General features: G+C 73.4%; 7 protein-coding genes and 2 pseudogenes. 2 read left to right on the forward strand and 7 right to left on the reverse strand.

Features of this window, described 5'->3' with window-relative positions; all coding sequences use genetic code 11:
* The coding region (gene rpsB / locus VGH76_RS04470) for a 30S ribosomal protein S2 (protein WP_331555410.1) at window positions 1-236 on the reverse strand (236 nt) is incomplete at its 3' end.
* A gap of 330 nt (window positions 237-566) precedes the next feature.
* Here rpsB and VGH76_RS04475 point away from each other — a divergent pair.
* Complete coding sequence (locus VGH76_RS04475) at window positions 567-1,133, forward strand: M23 family metallopeptidase (RefSeq protein ID WP_331555411.1); 567 nt, start codon at window positions 567-569, stop codon at window positions 1,131-1,133.
* A 53-nt stretch (window positions 1,134-1,186) separates the two neighbouring features.
* Here VGH76_RS04475 and VGH76_RS27900 read toward each other — a convergent pair.
* From VGH76_RS27900 to VGH76_RS27910, 6 genes and pseudogenes are all read right to left on the reverse strand, one after another.
* Window positions 1,187-1,324: pseudogene (locus VGH76_RS27900) on the reverse strand (glyoxalase superfamily protein); the annotation flags it as partial.
* 4 nt (window positions 1,325-1,328) lie between these two features.
* Window positions 1,329-2,315: a FliA/WhiG family RNA polymerase sigma factor gene (locus VGH76_RS04480; protein ID WP_331555412.1), complete on the reverse strand. Its 987-nt coding sequence runs from the start codon at window positions 2,313-2,315 to the stop codon at window positions 1,329-1,331.
* The gene (locus VGH76_RS04485) at window positions 2,290-3,450 is read right to left on the reverse strand and encodes a tyrosine-type recombinase/integrase (protein ID WP_331555413.1); all 1,161 of its coding nucleotides are present in this window, start codon (window positions 3,448-3,450) and stop codon (window positions 2,290-2,292) included. The genes VGH76_RS04480 and VGH76_RS04485 overlap by 26 nt, the downstream gene beginning before the upstream one ends.
* A gap of 131 nt (window positions 3,451-3,581) precedes the next feature.
* Window positions 3,582-4,751 carry a DNA-processing protein DprA gene (gene dprA / locus VGH76_RS04490; RefSeq protein WP_331555414.1) on the reverse strand — a complete coding sequence of 390 codons (1,170 nt, stop codon included), beginning with the start codon at window positions 4,749-4,751 and terminating at the stop codon, window positions 3,582-3,584.
* Window positions 4,748-5,107, reverse strand: a complete 360-nt coding sequence (locus tag VGH76_RS27905; protein ID WP_414637668.1) for a hypothetical protein — start codon at window positions 5,105-5,107, stop codon at window positions 4,748-4,750. The genes dprA and VGH76_RS27905 overlap by 4 nt, the downstream gene beginning before the upstream one ends.
* Window positions 5,102-5,389 (reverse strand): annotated as a pseudogene (locus VGH76_RS27910) (ATP-binding protein); the annotation flags it as partial. The pseudogene VGH76_RS27910 and the gene VGH76_RS27905, both read right to left, overlap by 6 nt.
* A 470-nt stretch (window positions 5,390-5,859) precedes the next feature.
* Between VGH76_RS27910 and VGH76_RS04500 the strand changes: the two are divergent.
* Window positions 5,860-6,450, forward strand: coding sequence for a hypothetical protein (locus tag VGH76_RS04500; protein WP_331555415.1), 591 nt, complete (start codon window positions 5,860-5,862; stop codon window positions 6,448-6,450).
* The last annotated feature ends 400 nt before the right edge of the window (window positions 6,451-6,850 follow it).

Genomic DNA, 6,850 nt, shown 5'->3' on the forward strand with positions numbered 1-6,850 from the left:
GCTTCCTGGGCCTGCTTCTTCGTGCCGACGAAGAGGATGGTCCCGCCGTGGGCGACCGTCTGCTTCACGAAGTCGTAGGCGCGGTCCACGTAGGACAGCGTCTGCTGCAGGTCGATGATGTAGATGCCGTTGCGCTCGGTGAAGATGAAGCGACGCATCTTGGGGTTCCAGCGCCGGGTCTGGTGGCCGAAGTGGACACCGGAATCCAGCAGCTGTCGCATGGTGACGACGGCCATGGTGGTCGTGCTACCTCTGTCTCTCGGTCAGGCCCTGGGGCCTGCTGCGGTTGTCGCGCCGGACCGGGCGGGCCGGCGCCCTGGTGTCCCGTTCGCGACCGACCCCGGGTCCATCTGTCACGGACTCGGGACCGCTCGGCCGCGGGGGTGGCGCGCACGGGGCAGCGGGCTGCTGTGCGGGCTCGTCGGGGCACGCGAAGTCGACCCACCTCGGGCGGGCCGCTACCCGAAGTGTACGCGGGCGCCCCGACGGCCTCCGACCGGCTCGGAGCACCGGCGAAACCGGCCGGGAGGAGGGAGCCGATCGGCCGCGGGCGGCGTCACAGGAGGGTGACGACCCGCCTGCTCACCCTCCTCCTCGCGCTGGTCTTCCTGGTCCCGACGACGACGGGTGCCGCGCGCGCGGCCGATCCCCCGCTCCCGGTGATCGCCGTCGGTGACTTCGGCTGGCCGCTCGCCGGCCTCGGCCGCGACGGTCCTCCGGCCGGGGGCGGCGCCGGCACCGTCGCCCGGCGTTTCCTCCCGCCGCCGAACCCCTACGGGCGCGGCCACCGCGGCGTCGACCTCGCTGCGACCCGGGGCACCCCGGTGCTCGCGGCCGGCGCCGGCGTCGTCGCCCAGGCCGGGACCCTGGCCGGGCGGGGCGTGGTGTCGGTCGTGCACCCCGGCGGGCTGCGGACGACCTACGAACCGGTCACCGCCCGCGTCGTCGTCGGGACGCCCGTGGCCCGCGGGACCGTCCTCGGCACCCTCGACGCGGGCCACCCCGGCTGCCCCGCCGCGGCGTGCCTGCACTGGGGTCTGCGCCGGCGCACCGGTCCGCCCGGCCGCCGCGAGCAGTACCTCGACCCGCTGCTGCTCGTCGGTCTCGGCCGGACGCGGCTGTGGCCGCTCTGACCGCGCTCGTGGTGCTCGGAGAGGCGGAGCACGAGGTCGCCCCGGGACACCTGGGGGTAGGTCGGGCCGCCGTCGCCCGTCGTGCGGGTCCGGTCGTCGGTGCAGCCGAGGTACTCGACGTAGAACGGATGGGCCCGCGCCCGGTCGGAGATCCGCAGGATGGGGACCACGCGACCGGCCGCGAACGCCACCTCGTCAGTCCTCGTGCGCCTCCGCCAACCGCGCCCGCAGCCGCAGCACCGCGCGGGTGTGCAGCTGGCAGACCCGCGACTCGGTCACCCCGAGCACCTTGCCGATCTCGGCGAGGGTCAGGTTCTCGAAGTAGTACAGACCGACGATGGTGCGGTCGCGCTCGGCCAGCCCCTGGATCGCCTCGGCGAGCTGGCGACGGGTCTCGCGCGACTCCATCGCCGACACCGGGTCCTCGGCGGCCGCGTCCGGGAGGGAGTCGGCGAGCGAGGGCGCCGACCCCCCGGGCCCGGCCGCGTGGGAACGACCGGCCGCGACGAGCTCGTCGAGCGCCGCGACGCTGGTCATCGCGATCTGGCCGAACGTCGAGCGCAGGTCGGAGGTCTCCATGCCGAGCTCGCCCGCGAGCTCGGTGTCGCTGCACGTGCGCTGCTCGCGGCCCTCGAGGCGCTCGATGGCGCGCTCGATCTCCCGGGCCCGGGAGCGCACCGAGCGGGGCACCCAGTCCTGGGAGCGCAGCTCGTCGAGGATCGCGCCGCGGATGCGCTGCATCGCGTAGACCTCGAACTTGCGGCCGCGGTCGGGTTCGAAGCGCTCGATGGCGTCGACCAGCCCGAAGATCCCGCACTGGACGAGGTCGGCCACGTCCACGTGCGACGGGAGCCCGGTCCCGACCCGGCCGGCCACGTACTTGACCAGCGGCGCGTAGTGCAGCACGAGCCGGTCGCGGACCGTCCGGTCGTGCGGCGCGTCGGCGTAGTCGGCCCACATCTCGGCGATGCCGGCCTCGACGAACGCCTCCTCGTCGGCGACGGAGCCGTCGGCGGCCGTGACGGGGTGGATCGTCGTCGGGCGGGCACGCACCGCGGTCCCCCGCCCGGGACGGGGGGAGGTGAACACGGAGTCGACGCCGGGCAGCGCGGGCAGCGGGCGGACGACCGCCGCGGACGCCGCCGGGCGCGCCGGCTCAGGCGCGGGGATGGGCGGAGTCATGAACGGCCCTCAGGCGGTCGGCGGTCACGTGGGTGTAGAGCTGGGTGGTCGCCGGTGAGGCGTGTCCCAACAGCTCCTGGACGCTTCTCAGGTCCGCTCCCCCCTCGAGCAGGTGCGTCGCGGCCGAGTGCCGCAACCCGTGCGGTGCGATGTCCGGTGCCCCGGGAACCGAGCGTGCCGCGTCGTGGACGACGGCGCGCGCGATCCGCGGGTCGAGGCGCCCACCGCGGGCGCCGAGCAGCAGCGCGGGCGGCGAGCCCGGGACGGCGAGGTGCGGGCGGCCGTCGGCGCGCCACGCGTCGAGCGCGGCAGCGGCCGGCGCGCCGTAGACGACGGTGCGCTCCTTGGCGCCCTTGCCGAGCACCCGCAGCGTCCGGCGGGCGTCGTCGACGTCGTCGACGTCGAGGCCGCACAGCTCGGAGACGCGGATGCCGGTGGCGTAGAGCAGTTCGAGCAGCAGGTGGTCCCGCAGCGCGACGGGATCGTGCTCGGCGGCCCCCAGCGCGGCGTTGTCGAGCGCCGCGGCGGCCTGGTCGGCGCGCAGCACGGCGGGCAGCCGGTGGTGCGCGCGCGGCGAGGCGAGGCGGGCACCGGCATCGCTCTCGGTGCGCCCGGTGCGGGCCGCCCAGGCGGTGAAGGCGCGGACGGCGGCCGCCCGCCGGGCGACGGTCGTGCGCTGCGGCGAGCGCCGGCCCGCCTCCCCGCCGTGGGGGCGGGTGCCGACGCCGCCGGCGGCCAGCCACGACCGGAGCGCGGTCAGGTCGAGGTCCGTGAGCGTGACCTCGCGCCGCTCGGCGCCGCGCCGGGCGCCGCGGGTGACGAGGTGGCGCAGGGCCGCGGTGACGTCCCCGGTGTAGCCGCGCACGGTGTGCTCGGAGAGCCCGCGCTCGAGGCGCAGGTGCTCGGCGAAGTCGGTGACGGCGCGGGCCAGGGCGTCCGGCAGCGCGGGGGTCGAGTGGGCCGCCGCGTCGGTTTGCTCGTCGGCAACGCCGCGACCTGCGGAGATCCTCCCGGTCGCTCTGTGTGACGACTCGGACCGTTCGCCACCGGTGTGGGCGGCCCCCACACCAGGGCCCGCGGCGCGCGGCGCCGCAGCGGCCGCGTCGGTGCCCTGAGAGGGGAATCTGCCGGTCATCGCCATTGAGAGTCCAAGGCGGAGCGGTGGTCGTCAAGCATCACCGCGCGCTCGTCGGTGACCGTGTCGCCCTGTCGGGCAGCGGTCGTCACCGTCGCGCTCCGCAACCGTTCGTCGCACGGGTCCGGGCGTCAGACGGGTCGGCACCACCCCCACTCGCCGTCGGGTACGACGAGCCCGGCGGCGGCCAGCTCGTCGAGCGCCGCGGGCACGACCCGCGGGTCGACACCGGCCTCACGGGCGAGGGTCGCGGCGGTCGATGTCGCGGAGCCCCGCAGCGCGCCGTGCACGCGGACCGCCGGGGTGGACAGGCCGTCGAGCGGGCCGCGGGGACGCGGCGGCGGGACGGCGAACCGTCCCGCCGGGCCGATGTCCTCCAGGACGTGCTCCACCGAGCCCACCAGGCCCACCCCCGGCTGGCGGGCGAGGTGGTGGCTCCCCACCGACAGTGCGGAGCTGACCGGTCCCGGCACCGCCATGACCACCCGCCCGAGCTCCCGGGCCACCGTCGCCGTGCGGGCGGCACCGCTACGGACGCCCGCCTCGACCACGAGCGTCGCGGTGGCGAGGGCCGCGACGAGCCGGTTGCGCACCAGGAAGCGGTGCCGGGCGGGGACGGCGCCCACCGGGTACTCGCTGACCACGGCGCCGCGCTCGGCGATCGTCGCGAGCAGCCGGGCGTGGGCGGCCGGGTAGGCCCGCTCGACGCCGCAGGCCAGGACCGCGACCGTCGCGCCGCCCGCCGCGAGGCAGCCGCGGTGCGCCTCGCCGTCGATGCCGTGGGCCGCCCCGGAGACCACGGCCACCCCGTCGTCGGCCAGCGAGGCCGACCAGCCCCGCGCGACCCACTTGCCGTAGCCGGTGGCCGCCCGCGACCCGACCACCGCGACGCTGCGGTGCGCGCCGTCGGCGTGCTCGGCCAGCGACCCCGGACCGCGGACCCACAGCCCGAGCGGGGCCACCCAGTCCGCGTGTCCCACCAGGTCCGGCGCCTCGAAGGACGCCATGGCCGCCGCCGGCCAGCCGGGGTCCTCGGGGACCAGCAGGCGGCCGCCGAGGGCCCGCACGGCCTCCAGGTCGGCCTCGGCGCGGTCGACGTCGCGCCGTCCGGACACCTCGGACGAGACATGGCGCCCGAGGTCGGCACCACCGCGGATGCGCTCCGCGGCCTCGACGGGCCCGAGGAGGGCCACGAGGTGCCCCAGCCGCGGCGCCGGGGGCTCGGCGAGGCGCATGAGGTAGGCCCGGGCGCGCAGCACCTCCTCGGCGACGACGTGTCCGGTCGCGGTCCCGGGGCTCATGTCTGCGCTCCCTCGTGCTTGAGGGTGAGCGCCGCGTGGATGTCGGAGCCGTCGGGCCGGTCGGCGCCGCGGAGGTCGCACAGCGTCCACGCGACGCGCAGGCACCGGTCGAGGCCCCGCGCGGTGAGGACGCCGTGGCGCAGCATCTGGTCGAGGTCGGCGGCCGTCTGCGGTGGGAGCGGCACGTGGCGGCGCAGTGCGGGCCCCGGCACCTCGGCGTTGCTGCGCCAGCCCGCCGCCCGCCACCGTGCCCGGGCCTTCTCCCGCGCGGTGAGCACGCGGGCCCGGACGGTGGCGGTGTCCTCGGGCACCTCGTCGGCCTCCCGTCGGAGCGAGGTCACCGGCGTGAACGCCACCCGCAGATCGACCCGGTCGAGCATCGGGCCCGACAACCGACCCTCGTAGCGGCGCAGCGTCTGCGGCGTGCAGCGGCACTCCGTGGGCCGCGCCGGCGCGCACGGACACGGGTTCGCGGCCATGACGAGCTGGAAGCGCGCCGGGTAGCGCACCACCCCGTCCTTGCGGGCCAGGCGCACCTCCCCCTCCTCCAGCGGCGTGCGCAGGCAGTCGAGCAGGTGCGGGCCGAACTCGTAGACCTCGTCCAGGAAGAGCACTCCGCGGTGCCCGAACACAACGACTCTTGGCGCTGACCCTGCCCTCGAGCCTCACTGGCTTGGTGCGTCGTGCGGGACATCCATCGTCAGCACGCCTCCGACGTCGAAACCGCCGCTCGACGGTCATCCCGGACAGTCGCTACTATCTGTCGAAACTACAGTGGCAACTCGACGGGTGAGTTCGCCGGGGGTGAAGAGTAGTGCTCGATTTTATGTTGAACATTTTGGCGAACCTGGCGACAGCCGCACTCCTAGCCGCTGTCGCACTTGGAGTCGCAGGTCGACGGAGAGCGCAGTTGCGCAGCTTCTTCGGGATCGGTCGTGGGGGCGGACTTGGAATATACCTCTCGTCTATCACCGTCAAGAGCTCAAGAACGAGTAGTGAACTTGAGATCGCCGAGGAAGGCTGGACTGGGAGCGCAATATCGGAGGGGGAGTACCGGAACGCAGTGGAATTATCGTCTGTGCTGACGGGTGGGTCACCCTCAGCAATTGTGGAGGCTCTTCTCGGTGAAGCGGCAGCCGGCGAACGGATCACCGCGGCAATCTCCACGAGCCGCGACGTTACCGACTCCGCCAACGATCCTACGTCTCAGAACGAGTGGGCCGAAGCCGACAAGGCGTTCAAACGAGATTCTTGCCTTATCTCGATCGGCGGACCAACGTACAATTCGCTGACTCGGTATCTCGTCCAGGGTAAGCTGCGCAAGGACGCTGACGACCTCGACAGTTCCTTCGTCTTCGACAGACGGCAACGGGCCGATGGTACCCAACGCGTGGTTGCCCTCCGGAGCGGCTCGCAAGGGCCCGCCGGCGAAGAGTGGATCGGAGGAAAAGCGGAGTATTACGTGATTGAGAAGATTACACGTCGTGGAACGAAGGTGTTTCTCTGCGCAGGCACATCGGAGGCAGCTACTGCTGAGGCCGTGCAGCGTTTGACCCGCTGGCGCGATCTCGCCCGTACCTATGGTAACGAAGATTTCGCAGAAATTTACAAGCTCGGAGACCTCAAGGCACGTTCCGAGTGCGTTTGGTGGGTCCGACCTCGAAGCACAGGAGCTGCAGCATCGCCAGGTCCTCGGTAACCACAACCTGCTGCTTCTAGAACGCCGCGCACGAGACGAGTGCACGGACCGCGTATGGCATCGACTCAGACACTTTCGTCGGGAGGGGTCGGCGCAAGGCAACGTTGGAGAGCGCAATGGGCGCGGGAAGCCCGTACGCCGTCGCATTTTCCGGGCTCGCTGGGTCACTTATAGGTGGCTTTATCGCTGGCACAGTCAGTCTCTTGGTCGCTCGTCAGACTCGGAAGGCCGCAGAGCGGGCTTGGGTTCGAGACAATCGACGTAGGGTCGGGGGCTGGCGCGGTGGCAGTTCCTGGCTTTAGGTCGCGGAGCCGCTGGTGACTCGGGGTTTCCCTCGATGTCGTTCTTCTCCGTGTCCGTGGCCAGGGTGCTCCGTTTCCAGCCCCCGCCCGTCGAACCG

Origin of the sequence: Actinomycetospora sp. (genome assembly GCF_036497585.1) — a bacterium.
GTDB lineage: Bacteria > Actinomycetota > Actinomycetes > Mycobacteriales > Pseudonocardiaceae > Actinomycetospora.